Source organism: Rhodothermales bacterium (genome assembly GCA_041391505.1).
GTDB lineage: Bacteria > Bacteroidota > Rhodothermia > Rhodothermales > JAHQVL01 > JAWKNW01.
In genome coordinates this window covers 17,844-30,939 of record JAWKNW010000019.1, presented here as the reverse complement: position 1 = coordinate 30,939, position 13,096 = coordinate 17,844, and the positions used below count along the sequence as shown (strand labels likewise).

Here is a 13,096-nt window from a genome sequence, read left to right as displayed (position 1 = left end):
TGCGGTTGGTGAATCGATCGGACCAATCTACATCCGACGCCATCCTTACATCCTACCTCCGGAGAGGAATTTTGCCGCCCCTTTTGCCCCCACGATGTGGCGCGACGCGGCATCCATCGAGATGCCCGCCGGCGACCTTGCTCATTCGAGATTGCTTGCCTTTTTCGCGTCGCGCTCGTCCGTCAACGGCAGGCTGATCATGTTCGCGAAGAAGGCATACACCTCGGGGTGAAACTCTTTCAACTGCCGATACCAGCCGAGCGCCGTATAGAGATAGGTCCCGTTCCCGTATTCGGCGAGCAGCGTCGAACTGGTCATCGGGGCTTCGCCGGGGTCGTGCATGCTGAAGACTTCGTGGTAGCGCGCGTCGTATTCGCCCGGGAAGTACAGGCCGCGCTCCTGCACCCATCCGTCCCACAGCGACGCCGAGATCGCGTTGGGCTTGTGGAACAGCGGCGACTCCGGCATGAGCACCGTCACCTCCGCATCCTCGCGCGTCACGCGGTCGTGGCTGAGGACGAGCGGATAGGGCGCGAGGTTGTCCGGGTTTTTCTTCGATGCATCGAACGGGTCGGCGAATTCTGCATTCCACTCGAACGTCTTCTGGTAGTTTACGATGAGATGCCCGCCGGCGCTGACCCAGTCGAGCAGCCGGTCGTTGTACGCCCGCAGGTCGGCGCGGACGAGATAGGCCCGGATGTCCACCAGGATGGTCTGGAAGGCGGTTAGGTCGCCCTCGGCCAGCGTCAGCGAGTCGAGGAGGACGTGGTCGACCCCCAACTGCGTCAGCGCCTGGTCGAGGGTGTTGTCGTAGCTGGCGACGACGCCGACATGCAGGTTTTCAGGCACCAGCACGTTGAAGACGCGCCCCTTCACGAAGGTATGCGACGGCGTGGCCGGCCCGGTCGCCGGCGAGGCCATCCCGGTTACCGCCACGGTATAGTCGCCCTCGGGCAGGGAGGACGGCAGATCGAAGTCGAGCGTGACCGCGCGGCGGTCGCCGCCGGCGATCTGCACGGTCTGCTGGGTGGTATGCAGCACGTCGCGCGCGCCGTCGCTCGACACCGCGAGGCGGAACGCCACCTGCGTGGCTTTCGGATCCATCACATCCAGATTCAGCGCCAGCGCGTTCGCCCCGCCGCGGAGCCGCATCACCTGCTCCGACGCGGTCACGACGATGGGCGGCGCGATCTCCAGCGGAAGATGGCCGGCGGCGACGAGCTGCGGGGCGTCGCCCCGGCGGAGGGTATACGTCACCGGCGGATCGTTCGTAAACCGGTCGTACTGGCGCTCAACCCGCGGTAGCGTCGCCGCGGCGTCGGGGCGGACACGCAGCGAGACCACGCGATCCGAGCCGGCGGACAGCACCAGCGTGGTGTCGATGGCTCCCGTAAAGGTGAGGTGCATGGGCGGGGCATCCATCCGCATCGGCGCGAAGCGCACCTCGACCTGCTGGCCCGGCACCGCGACGGCGGTGCTGAGCGTGAAAAAGCCCTCCGGCGCCGGCTCGATGCGGCCCGAGGCGATCCAGTAGCTCAGGTCCGGCGAGGCGCTCCGGTTCGCCGGCAGGTTGGACGCGAGGTCCGACGTGATCGGCGGCGCCCCGTCGGCTTCGCGGAGGAGCACAAAAAAGGTGTTGTCCTGCATGCGACGGAAGGCGGCGAACATGCCCATCCCCTGCGAGGCATGCTCGCGGAGCGCGTCGGTCGCAATGTCGCCGTAGCTCTTGCCGGCCGCGGCGTTCATGTCCGTCACCGGCACCTCGGCATCGTAGGGCTGATCCGTCCGCCGCCAGAGGCGAAGGAAGAGCCGCTTCGGCTGCCAGAGGTCCACCCCGTCTTCCTCGAGCTGCTCGGGATGATACGTCGGGTCCGACGCGAGGGCGAACGCGTCGTACGCCGAGATGCCGACGGCCTGGTGCTGGCCGTGCTGCAGGTTCGGGCCGACAGTGAGGGTGTCGTGGTTGGTGAACATCACGTCCGGCTTCAGCTTGCGGACGAGGTACACGATGCGCGAGGTCACCTCGTCACGCCCGCCCCACTTCTCAAACGCCTCGCTGGCCTGCTTGGAGAAGCCGAAGTCCTTGAAGTTCAGGAAATACACCTGCGTCCCGAGCTGCCGCGCGGCGCGTTCGGTTTCCTGCGTCCGGATGGCGCCCAGCTCTTCGTAGAGTTCGGGGCCGATCTCGTTCTGGCCGCCTTCGCCCCGGGTATAGATCACACTATAGGCGATCGCATCGTCGGCTTTTCGGTAGTAGGTGAGGGTCCGCCCGTCCTCGTCGTCTGGATGCGCGGCGAGGTTCATCACCACCAGCGGCGCGGCGCTCTGGGCCGAAGCCGGCTGCCGGCCCACGCCGGCGAAAATGAATAGCAGCAGAAGGGACACGTTGAGTCGCATGCGTTTCTTATTTTTCGGCCGCGAAGAGGGTGGGAAGCGGGATGCTGGACGGAAGATACGGGATACGGAATGTTCATGTGCTGAACGACGCTATCCGGTAAAAGATCTTGCCGCCGGCATCCTCCGTCGTACCCAACCCCCTACCAGGCCCTGAGGATTCCCCGAACCCCATCCTGCATCCCGCATCCAAACATCCTGCATCCTGCATCCTGCATCCAACATCCAAACATCCTGCATCCCGCATCCCACATCCAAACATCCCGCATCCAAACATCCCGCACCCAACATCCCGCACCCAGCACCCCTCATCCCATGACCTCATCCGACAAAGCCTTTCTTTTCCAGCTCCTCGACACGCCGAGCCCTTCGGGGTTCGAGTCCGCCGGCCAGCGCGTCTGGGCCGAATACGTCCGCCGGCATGCGGACCGCGTCGAGAGCGACCACTACGGCACGGCCTGGGCCACACTCGACGGCACGGGCAAGGACGACGCGCCGCGCCTGATGCTCGAAGCGCACGCCGATGAGATCGGGTTCATGGTCAACCACATCTCCGACGAGGGCTTTCTCTACATCGTCCGCATCGGGGGATCGGACCGGGCGATCACGCGCGGCCGCATCGTGCGCATCCTCGGCAGCCAGGGCGAGGTCGAGGGCGTGGTCGGCAACACGGCCATCCACCTGCGCGACCGGAACGACGACAAGGTGCCCGACTGGCACGACATCTTCATCGACATCGGCGCCGGCAGCAAGGCCGAGGTGGCGGCGCGCGGCATCCGGGTGGGGCATCCGGCCGTGTTCGCCGAGTCGGCCCGACAGCTGGGTGCTAACCGCATCGTGGGGCGCGCGCTCGACAACCGGATCGGCGGCTACATCATCGCCCGCGTGATGGCCCGCCTGGCCGCGGGGCCCCGGCCGGCGGCGACGGTGCACGCCGTCAATGCCGTGCAGGAGGAAATCGGCGGCCACGGCGCACGGATGGTCAGCTACCGGCTCAACCCGACGGTCGCCGTCGTCCTCGACGTCTGCCACGCCACGGATTCCCCGGGCATCAGCGAACCGAAACACGGCAAAGTGAAGATGGGGGGCGGCCCCGGCCTGACCCACGGCTCGGCGACCCATCCCCTCGTCGTCCAGCGCCTGATCGAGGTGGCGGAGCAGGAAGGCATCCCGCTCCAGCACGAAGCCTCGTCCTACTTCAGCGGCACCGACACCGACCAGATCTTCAACTCCCGCGCCGGCATCCCCAGCGCGCTCGTCTCCCTCCCGATGCGCTACATGCACTCGACGGTGGAGATGGTGGATACCGCCGATATCGACGCCGTGGTGAAGCTGCTCACGGCGTTTGTGTACTCGTTATCCGCCGGCGACGGGTTCAAGCTGCCGATTTGAGATCGCGGGGCTGGAGTGCGGGATTGGGGGCGACGGGATGCGTTCGGCTCGGGTTGAGTGTTGGAAGCGATGGATGCTGGATGCAAGATGCAGGATGCTGGATGCTGGTCTCCCCGAATCGAGTCAATAGTCGACGATCCAGCATCTCGATTCCGCACCGAACGGCCGTCAGTTCCGAAGCCGCGCGCGCTTCACCCGGCGCGTTGCATGAGGCGGCGTTTCCGTACGATGCTGAGCGCCATCTCCAGCGCCTGTTCGGCGTTCAGGCGGGGGTCGACCTGGGTTTTGTAGGCCCGTTCGAGGTCGCCGTGTTCGAGGCCGCGGGCTCCGCCGGTGCATTCGGTGACGTCTTCGCCGGTCAGTTCGAGGTGGACGCCGCCGAGGTAGGTGCCCATCCGGTGGTGGATCTCGAACGCCTGTTCGAGCTCGGAAAGGATATAGTCGAACGGACGCGTCTTGTAGCCGGACTCGGTGCGGATGGTGTTGCCGTGCATCGGGTCGCAGATCCAGAGGACCTGCTTGCCGGCTTTTTTGACCGCCTCGATGAGCGGCGGCAGGCCGGCCTCGATCTGGTCCTTCCCGAACCGGGTGATCAGCGTGAGCCGGCCGGGGTCGTTGGCGGGATTGAGGATTTCGATCAGCTCGATGAGGTCCTTCGGTCCGATCGCCTTGCCCACCTTCATCCCGATGGGGTTCTCGATCCCGCGGACATACTCGATGTGTGCGCTCTCCGGAAAGGCCGTCCGCATCCCGATCCAGGGCATGTGCGTCGACAGGTTGTACCAGCCCGGATTGTGGGGCACGCGGCGCGTCTGCGACTCTTCATAGGGCAGAAAAAGCGACTCGTGGCTCGTGTAAAACGGCGCCCGGTCGAGCGCAGCGCTTTTCGTGTCGGCGAAGGTCTCCATGAACGAGACGGATTCCTTGATGGCATTGACCATCTCGCGATAATCGGCGGCGCGGGGCGAATCGCCCAGGAAGTCGAGGTCCCAGTATTCCGGATGGTGCAGATCGGCGAAGCCGCCCGTCACCAGCGAGCGGACGAAGTTGAGCGTCATCGCCGAGCGGCTGTGGGCCAGGAGGAGCCGGTCCGGCGCCGGCACGCGGGCCTCCTCGGTGAACGGCAGCCCGTTGATCATGTCGCCCCGGTAGGTCGGCAGCGTCACCCCGTCGATCGTCTCGGTGTCCTCGGAGCGCGGCTTGGCATACTGCCCGGCGAAGCGCCCGACGCGGATGACCGGCAGCCGGAGCCCGAAAATCAGCACGACGCTCATCTGGAGCAGGACCTTGAGCCGGCGGGTGATGATGTCCGCCTCGCATTCGTCGAAGCTCTCGGCGCAGTCGCCCCCCTGGAGCAGAAACCGCTTGCCCTGCGCGGCCTCGCGCAGCTGTTCGCGGAGCGACTTGACCTCCCACGAAGTCACGAGCGGCGTGAGGCGCGAAAGGCGGCCCAGGACGTTCGAAAGCGCGTCGGGGTCGGGATAGGTGGGTTGCTGGAGGGCCTTTCGGGCGCGCCAGCTGGCCGGCGACCAGTCGGCGCGGGGATCGGTGGGGACGGATGGATTCGCCATCGGGTGTCGGGTGGGATGCCGCTTTTGTTATGTTTCCGTGATGATTGCGAGGCGGGCGCGTCGGTATTCTTGGGATGACGTCTGATCGGCCACGGATCATCGTCAACCCTGAAGTATACCATCCTGATCCTACCACGCATGACATCCACCGCACCCGCCCCGTTTGCCATGTCCACCGTGCCCGCCGACACGCCGGCCATCCTGATCGTCGAGGACGATCCTGACCTCGCCGGCCTGCTTCAGATCCACCTCGGCGACCTCGGCTACGCGACCGACATCGCGCGCGACGGCCGAAGCGGCCTGGAGCGGGCGCTAACCCGAAATTACGCCCTGCTGATCCTCGACATCATGCTGCCGGGGCTCGACGGCTTCGAGGTCTGCAAACGCGTCCGCTCCGAGAACCGCGCGCTGCCGATCCTCATGCTCACGGCCAAATCCGAGGAGCTGGACAAGGTCCTCGGCCTCGAACTCGGCGCCGACGACTACCTCACCAAACCGTTCAGCATCCGCGAACTGCTCGCCCGCGTCAAGGCCATCCTCCGGCGATTCGACATCGTTCAGGAAATCGCGCAGCCGGCGGCCGAAGCCCAGCCCCTCCTCTTCGGCGACCTCTTCGTCGATCCGGAGAAGCGCAAGGTGCTCCTCCACGGCGAGGCGCTGGACCTGACGGGCAAGGAGTTCGACCTCCTGATGCTGTTCGCACAAAACCCGGGGCGCGCGTACAGCCGGCAGGAGCTGCTCGATATCGTCTGGGGCTACCAGTACAGCGGCTACAGCCACACGGTGAACTCCCACATCAACCGGCTGCGCAACAAGATCGAACCCGACCCCGCCGAACCCCGCTACATCAAAACCGTCTGGGGCCACGGCTACCGCTTTGCCGAACCCGACGAACTGCAGTCCTGACGCCCCATGCGAAGTTTTTACGCCAAGTTGTCGGCCATCTTCCTGCTGCTGATGCTGATCGTGGTCGTGGTCGTTTCCATCCTCGGCTTTCAGGCGGCGCTGCAGCTCGAAACCGAGACCGAACAAAAGCTCAACCGGACGCTCGCGCAGGATCTGGCCGTCGTCTTCCAGCCCTGGCTGATGGAGAAGATCGATGACAAGATGATCCAGATGGAGATCTCGGACATGATGGGTCTGAACCGCCGCATCGAGATCTACCTGATGGGGCCGGATGGCGTGATCAAGGCGCACTTCGTGCCCGACGGACAGCCGCTGCCGATGCCGCACGTGGATCTGGCGCCGCTCGACGCCTACCTCGCCGGCGCCGAGTTGCCCATCCTCGGCGACGACCCCCTGCGCGTCGGGCGGAAGAAGCCGTTCACCGTCGCCCCGATCACCATCATGGGCGAAACCGGCTGCTACCTCTACGTCATCCTCGGCGGCGAGCGCTACGAGACGGTCGCCAACATGCTGCGGGACAGCTACATCGTGCGCACGTCGGCGCTGGGCATCGGGCTCACGCTGCTCGTGTCGGTGATCGTCGGAATGATCCTGTTCGCGCTGCTGACCAAACGGCTCCGCAGGATGCGGGAGTCGGTCAAGGCCTTCGAACGCGGCAACCTCCAGAAACGCATCCAGCCCGGCGCGGCCGACGAACTCGGCGAACTCGGCGTGGCGTTCAACCAGATGGCGGATACGATCGTCGCCAACATGGACCAGTTGAAGCAGGCCGACCAGCTCCGCCGCGAACTCATCGCCAACGTATCGCACGACCTGCGCAGCCCGCTCGCCTCCATCCAGGGCTATCTCGAAACGATCCTGATCAAGGACGAAAGCCTCTCCGCGAATGAACGGCAGGCCTATCTGGAGGTCGGGCTAAAAAACACCCGCCGGCTCGGCGCGCTGATCGAATCGCTCTTCGAGCTGTCGAAGCTCGACGCCCGCCAGATCGAGCCGCAGATCGAGCAGTTCTCCATCGCGGAACTGGCACAGGACCTCGTGATGCACTTCCGCCCCATCGCCGAGCGCAACCGCATCCAGCTGACGGCCGACGTCGCCGCCCCCCTCCCGCTCGTCTTCGCCGACATCGCGCTCGTCGAACGCGCGATCTCGAACCTGATCGACAACGCGCTGCGCCACACCCCGGCCGGCGGGTCGGTCCGGATCATCCCGACGAACGACGCCGGCTACGTGCGCGTCGAGGTGGCCGACACCGGCGCCGGCATCCCGGAGGCCGATCTCTTGCGGGTGTTCGACCGCTTTTATCGCGTCGAGAAGAGCCGCGCGCCGGAGGAAAACGGCGGCGCCGGCCTGGGCCTGGCCATCGCCCAGAAGATCGTCGAGCTGCACGGCAGCGCCCTGCATGTGCACAGCATCGTCAACCAGGGCACGTCGTTCGATTTCCGCCTGCCCACCCGCCGGGACCTGGTCAAGCGGGCCGCGCTGCAGCCGGCGTAAACCACCAGTCAATAACGGACTTTTGTTTCAAAACAAGGATTCTGATCGTTTTGCGGCGATATCCGTCCGAAAAAAAATGAACATTCACCGTTCAGGTACTGGACTCTTACATAAATACATCCTACATTAGGCCCCGATCCACGAAAACCGGCCGCGGCGAAAACAGGAGCGCGGCGACCGGGCATCGATCGGATCCATCCATTCTTCAGCGGCGCTGACACGCATCGAATCCCGCTGAATCAGGAGTTCGCAGCTCGATAGGCTTCTCGTTTCGATTGCGCTTGTCCCCCTCCGGCCAGTGGGCGGGTGAGCTTCTTTTCAATCGATACCGTCACATGTAGAGCACATCAAGGCTCTGCCCTTGCCATTCACGAAAGGTGACTCCATGAAGGCTTTTCCGATGGGCGATTTCAGCCCCATGCTTCGTCCGCATCCCAGCGTCGTTCGCAACCGCACCCGCCCGTCCGCCGGCGAGGTCGACCAGCTGCGCGCGACCATCGATCAACTGCAGTCCGAAAACCGCGAGCTGCGCGGCGAGATCACGCGCCTGCGCCTCTTTCAGGCGCTTGACGTGCCGGCCCAGGAAGACAGCGAAGACGCCGAGTCCCCCCTCCCCGACGACGCCCGGAAGCTCTACGTGGTCCTCCCCCGCAGCTTCTCCCAGATTGCGTTTTTTAAAATGGCGTACGACCTCGGCTTCAGCGTCGAACGCAGCCAGAAAATCGTCGGCCTCCTTCTTCGCCACCGCTTCCTCGAACGCGTCGGCGAGGAGCTGCGCAAATCGGATCCGTACCAATACCGCCTCCCCCTAAAACGATAACCCCCCGTTGGTGGAATCAGGTCCCCCCAGGGACCGTAAGCCGACGGCGCCAAGCCGCCCCTGTAGGTCGGGTTAGGTCCCCCAGGGACCGTAACCGACGCCATCACCCCCCAGCAACACCCGACGCGTTTCAAACACCGTACAGCGCGCCGTATTTCCGCTCGATGTAGGCGATCCAGTTATCGCTCGTCAGCCGGCGGCCCGTCACGCGTTCCAGCAGTTCGTTGGCATCGACGGCCTTGCCGTGGCGGTGGACATGGGTGCGCAGCCAGCCGAGCAACGGGGCGAACGCGCCGGCGCGGATCTGATCCTCCAGATCCGGGATCGCCGCGGATACGGCGTCGAATAGCTGGGCCGACATCAGGTTGCCCAGCGCGTAGGTCGGGAAATAGCCGAACGCTCCGAGCGACCAGTGGATGTCCTGCAAGACCCCATCGGCGTCGTTCGGCGGACGGATCCCGAGATAGGAGGCCATGCGCTCGTTCCAGGCCGCCGGCAGGTCGTCCACGGCCAGCGCGCCATCCATCATCTCGGTTTCGAGCTCGAAGCGGAGCATGATGTGCAGGTTGTAGGTCACCTCGTCGGCCTCGACGCGGATCGGCGTCGGCGAGACGGCGTTGACGGCGCGGTAAAACGCATCCTGCGATATCCCCCCGAGCTGTTCGGGGAAGACCGCCTGCAGTTTCGCGTAGTACCGATCCCAGAAGGGCCGGCTCCGGCCCACCAGGTTTTCCCAGAGGCGCGACTGCGACTCGTGCATGCCCAGCGAAGCGCCGTCCGCCAGCGGCGTGCGGTCGAACGCCGGATCGATCCCCTGCTCGTAGAGGCCATGCCCGGCTTCGTGGAGCGTCCCGAACAGCGCCGAAGGCAGGAACCGCTCGCTGACGCGCGTCGTGAGGCGCACGTCGGTGATCGAGAAGGACGTCGTGAACGGATGCGCGGAGAGGTCTTGCCGGCCGTGGTTGAAGTCGTACCCGATATCCCGGAGGATCTGCATCCCGAAATCCCACTGCTTCTGCGTGTCGTACACCCGCGTCAGCACGCCTGCATCCACCGGCGGCGCCGCGGCGATGCGGTGGACGATCGGCACGAGCCGCTCGCGGAGTTCGGCAAAGACGGAGGCAATCTCGCGGGTCGTCATCCCCGGCTCGTATTCGTCGAGCAGCGCGTCGTAGCGGTTTTCCGCATACCCGATGGCCTCGGCGATGCGCACGTTGATGTCGATGAGCTGCTTCAGGTGCGGCGCAAACACAGGAAAATCGTTCCGTTCGCGCGCGGATTTCCACGCCTGTTTCGCCCGCGACACCGCCCCGGCCAGTTCGGCGACGAGCGAGGCCGGCAGCCGGCGTTTCCGGTCGATCAGCCGGCGCGTGACGCGCACCAGCGCCGCGTCGTCGCCTTCCAGCTTGCCGTCGAGCGTCTCGACGAGGCCGGCCAGCTCATCCGTCGTCAGGTATTCGTGCGCCAGCTGCCGGAGGGTAGACACCTGATGCGCGCGCGCCTCGGCGGCGCCGTCGGGCATGTAGGTCTCCTGGTCCCATTCGAGAACGTTGGCGGCGGCCTCGAGGTCACGTACGCGGGCGAGGCTGGCCCGTAACTGCTTGAGGGTATCAGTCATTGGATCCCGGGGAGACGCCCCGAGGGCGCCCCTGCATGGTCGTGCTGAAAGTGAAAGATGGCCTTACCGGAGGCGCAAACCCCGGGGCACGATCCATCGTTCCGCCCCGTCGAACAGCGCCTGCGCGACGAGCGCGAGCACGGCGGCGGGGACGGCGCCTTCCAGAATCAGGCCAACGTCGTCCAGCCGGATGCCGGTGAGAATGGGCTGCCCGTATCCGCCCGCCCCGATGAGCGCCCCGAGCGTGGCGGTGCCGATGTTGATGATCGCCGACGTCTTCACGCCGGCCAGGATGGAGCGCGAGGCCAGCGGCAGTTCGACCTGCCAGAGTTTGGCCGCCGGCGCCAGCCCCAGCGCCTCGGCGGATTCATGGAGCGGCAGCGGGATGTCCTTCAGGCCGGCGTGGGTGTTGCGGACGATCGGGAGGAGGCTGTAGAGGAAAAGCGCGACCATTGCCGGCGGCCCCCCGATGCCCAGCAGTGGGATCATAAACACCAGCAGCGCCAGCGACGGGATCGTATAGATCATCCCGACGAGGCCGAGAATGACCGCGCCGGCCCGGTCGTGTCGCGCCGCGAGAACACCGAGCGGGATGGCCACGAGGATGGCGGCGGCCAGGGAAATCAGCACGAGGCGGAGATGCTCCCGCGTATGCCGCGCGAGGCGCGCCGCGCGCGATTCCACGGCCACTTCCACCGCATCCACACCCAGGATCTGCGTGTTCAGGAAGTCGGCCGCCACCTGTTTTTCGGGGATGCGGTCCTGCTTGGCGCGGGCGTTCATGCGCGTCATCGCCGGCGCGTCGATGCGGCCTTCGAGCCGGCGAAGCAGCGCATCGATCTCGGGCACCCGCGCTTCGAGGTCGGCCCGGTAGAGCACGACGGCCTGGTATTCGGGGAAGAAGCCGGCGTCGTCTTCTATAACCCTGAGGTTATAATAGGCAATCTCCGCGTCGGTGGAATAGAGGTCGGTAAAATCGATGCTGCCGTTTTCGATGCCCCGGTAGGCGAGGTCGTGGTCGAGGCCGCGGACGCGCGCGTGGGGAAGCCGGTAGGCATCGCGCAGCCCGGGCCAGCCATCGGCCCGATCCATGAACTCGTTCGAGAAGCCGCCGGCCAGTTCCGGGTGCGCGCGCAGGTCGGTGATCGTTCGGATGCCGAGCGCATCCGCCCGGTCGGCGCGCATCCCGAGCGCGTACGTGTTATTGAATCCGAGCGGCGCCGTCATCCGGATGCCGCGCGTGGCGAGGGCCTCCCGCAACGCATCGATGCCCGCGAGCTGTTCCGACGCGAGCACTTCCTGAATGAGCGTGCCCGTGTAATCGGGATAGACGTCCAGTTCGCCGGCCAGCAGCGCGTTCCACAGGAAGGTGGTGCCGCCGAGGCCGGCGCGGTGCTCGGCGGGATAGCCGGCGCTTTCGACGAGCTGCGCCACCAGGTCGCCGAGAATTACCGCCTCGGTGAAGGATTTTGAGCCGACGCGGACGGGTTGGGCGCCGGCGGTCTGCATGACAAGCGCGGCGAAGGCCAGGCACATCGTCACCCTGCTCCACCCTGAAGGATGGGTATTAAAAAGCGATTCAAAGCGGCAGATTATAGCCAGGCGGGTTTTTCGACCCCGCCCTGAAGGACGGGGGTTAACAAGAGGCTCCGGGCGGCGAACGAAAGACAGGCGTTTTTTTATCCCACGTCCTGAAATACGAGGGGGTTTCGCGGCGCGAACCGAGCCATGCTGCCAGGCTATCCGGTGGTCATCCGCGTACCGCTGGGCGGCGGACGAAGTCGCGGACAAAATCGTTGGCCGGCCGGTCGAGCAGGCTCTGGAAGGGGCCGCGCTGTTCGACGCGTCCCTGTTTGAGGAGGAGGATCGTGTCGCCGAAATAGCCGGCCTCGTGGAGGTCATGCGTGACGAGGACGACGGTCTTTTTGAGCGACTGGAAGATGCCCCGGAGGTCGCGCTGAGCCGGCGCGGATCATCGGGTCGAGGGCGCCGAGCGGCTCGTCGAGGAGGAGCACGTCGGGATCCAGCACGAGTGCCCGCATGAGGCCGACGCGCTGCTGCTGTCCGCCCGAGAGTTCGAGGGGATACCGGTCGAGCCGGTCGGCCGGCATGCGGACGAGCGTGGCGAGTTCGTCGACGCGGGCGTCGATCCAGGCCGGGTCGCGGCGGAGGTGGCGGGCGATGAGCGTCACATTGTCGCGAGCCGTCATGTGCGGAAAGAGGCCGCCGCTCTGGATGACGTAGCCCATGCGGCGGCGCATGGGCAGGAGGCGTTCGGGCGTGAGGCGTTCGCCATCGAAAAAGATCGTCCCGGTGGTGGGCGCGATGAGGCCGTTCATCAGCCGCAGCAGGGTCGATTTGCCGCACCCGCTGGGACCGATGAGCACCGTGGTTCGTCCCGGCTCCAGCGCGAGGTCGATCGGCGCGAGGGCCAGGAGGCCGGCGTACGACTTGGAGACCCGGTCGAGGTGGAGCATGGGGTTAGGCAGCAAGCTGGGTGTCGTTTCGCTGGACGTCTATCCACCCACAAAATGGGAAACCGGTGTATGGAATGCCAGCCGGTACGCAGGAGGTCCGCCCCGGGACGATGAAGAAACCGTGAGGAGATTTTTTGGATGGGCCCCGCGCGGGATCCCGGCGCGGGTGCCGGCGTGAAAGAAAGCCCTGACAGCGAAGGGGTTGACTCGTCGTTGTCTGGCCGAGCGAATCCTCGCGGTGCGAGGAGCAGCCCGGGGATCGCCCCCAGACGCGCTCGGTCTTACATACGCCAATGTAGCTCAGCTGGTAGAGCAGCTCACTCGTAATGAGCAGGTCAGCGGTTCAAGTCCGCTCATTGGCTCGGCAAGCCGGCCCGACGATTCGTCGGGCCGGCTTTTTTGTTAAACCCGATCCGAAAGC

General features: G+C 65.6%; 9 protein-coding genes and 1 tRNA gene. 5 read left to right on the top strand and 5 right to left on the bottom strand.

What is annotated here, in order from left to right; genetic code table 11:
* Nucleotides 1–141: 141 nt before the first annotated feature.
* A complete protein-coding gene (locus R2834_16705; GenBank protein MEZ4701975.1) occupies nt 142–2,397 on the bottom strand; it encodes a PIG-L family deacetylase in 2,256 nt (751 codons plus the stop codon).
* A 312-nt stretch (nt 2,398–2,709) separates the two neighbouring features.
* Between R2834_16705 and R2834_16700 the strand changes: the two genes are divergently transcribed.
* Entirely contained in the window at nt 2,710–3,786 is a 1,077-nt protein-coding gene (locus R2834_16700; GenBank protein MEZ4701974.1) for a M42 family metallopeptidase, read from the top strand.
* A 191-nt stretch (nt 3,787–3,977) separates the two neighbouring features.
* Here R2834_16700 and R2834_16695 read toward each other — a convergent pair whose 3' ends face one another.
* Entirely contained in the window at nt 3,978–5,357 is a 1,380-nt protein-coding gene (locus tag R2834_16695) for a 3-deoxy-7-phosphoheptulonate synthase class II (GenBank protein MEZ4701973.1), read from the bottom strand.
* A gap of 138 nt (nt 5,358–5,495) precedes the next feature.
* Here R2834_16695 and R2834_16690 point away from each other — a divergent pair, with 138 nt between their 5' ends.
* From R2834_16690 to R2834_16680, 3 genes are all read left to right on the top strand, one after another.
* Nucleotides 5,496–6,263 (top strand): response regulator transcription factor, encoded by a 768-nt coding sequence (locus R2834_16690; GenBank protein MEZ4701972.1) that lies wholly within the window; start codon nt 5,496–5,498, stop codon nt 6,261–6,263.
* A 6-nt stretch (nt 6,264–6,269) separates the two neighbouring features.
* Nucleotides 6,270–7,760: a HAMP domain-containing sensor histidine kinase gene (locus R2834_16685; GenBank protein ID MEZ4701971.1), complete on the top strand. Its 1,491-nt coding sequence runs from the start codon at nt 6,270–6,272 to the stop codon at nt 7,758–7,760.
* A 385-nt stretch (nt 7,761–8,145) separates the two neighbouring features.
* Nucleotides 8,146–8,580 carry a hypothetical protein gene (locus R2834_16680; GenBank protein ID MEZ4701970.1) on the top strand — a complete coding sequence of 145 codons (435 nt, stop codon included), beginning with the start codon at nt 8,146–8,148 and terminating at the stop codon, nt 8,578–8,580.
* Nucleotides 8,581–8,710: 130 nt separating this feature from the next.
* Here R2834_16680 and R2834_16675 read toward each other — a convergent pair whose 3' ends face one another.
* From R2834_16675 to R2834_16665, 3 genes are all read right to left on the bottom strand, one after another.
* Nucleotides 8,711–10,198, bottom strand: coding sequence for a carboxypeptidase M32 (locus R2834_16675; GenBank protein ID MEZ4701969.1), 1,488 nt, complete (start codon nt 10,196–10,198; stop codon nt 8,711–8,713).
* A 63-nt stretch (nt 10,199–10,261) separates the two neighbouring features.
* Nucleotides 10,262–11,734: a glycine betaine ABC transporter substrate-binding protein gene (locus R2834_16670; protein ID MEZ4701968.1), complete on the bottom strand. Its 1,473-nt coding sequence runs from the start codon at nt 11,732–11,734 to the stop codon at nt 10,262–10,264.
* Nucleotides 11,735–12,096: 362 nt separating this feature from the next.
* Nucleotides 12,097–12,675 carry an ATP-binding cassette domain-containing protein gene (locus tag R2834_16665; protein MEZ4701967.1) on the bottom strand — a complete coding sequence of 193 codons (579 nt, stop codon included), beginning with the start codon at nt 12,673–12,675 and terminating at the stop codon, nt 12,097–12,099.
* 289 nt (nt 12,676–12,964) lie between these two features.
* Between R2834_16665 and R2834_16660 the strand changes: the two genes are divergently transcribed.
* A tRNA-Thr gene (locus R2834_16660) sits at nt 12,965–13,037 on the top strand.
* Nucleotides 13,038–13,096 lie beyond the last annotated feature (59 nt).

Bases quoted from the DNA above. Each gene is read 5' to 3' on its own strand.
- R2834_16700 (MEZ4701974.1), top strand. From the start codon at position 2,710: ATGACCTCATCCGACAAAGCCTTTCTTTTCCAGCTCCTCGACACGCCG.
- R2834_16665 (MEZ4701967.1), bottom strand. From the start codon at position 12,675: ATGCTCCACCTCGACCGGGTCTCCAAGTCGTACGCCGGCCTCCTGGCC.
- R2834_16690 (MEZ4701972.1), top strand. From the start codon at position 5,496: ATGACATCCACCGCACCCGCCCCGTTTGCCATGTCCACCGTGCCCGCC.
- R2834_16695 (MEZ4701973.1), bottom strand. From the start codon at position 5,357: ATGGCGAATCCATCCGTCCCCACCGATCCCCGCGCCGACTGGTCGCCG.
- R2834_16670 (MEZ4701968.1), bottom strand. From the start codon at position 11,734: ATGTGCCTGGCCTTCGCCGCGCTTGTCATGCAGACCGCCGGCGCCCAA.
- R2834_16705 (MEZ4701975.1), bottom strand. From the start codon at position 2,397: ATGCGACTCAACGTGTCCCTTCTGCTGCTATTCATTTTCGCCGGCGTG.
- R2834_16680 (MEZ4701970.1), top strand. From the start codon at position 8,146: ATGAAGGCTTTTCCGATGGGCGATTTCAGCCCCATGCTTCGTCCGCAT.
- R2834_16675 (MEZ4701969.1), bottom strand. From the start codon at position 10,198: ATGACTGATACCCTCAAGCAGTTACGGGCCAGCCTCGCCCGCGTACGT.
- R2834_16685 (MEZ4701971.1), top strand. From the start codon at position 6,270: ATGCGAAGTTTTTACGCCAAGTTGTCGGCCATCTTCCTGCTGCTGATG.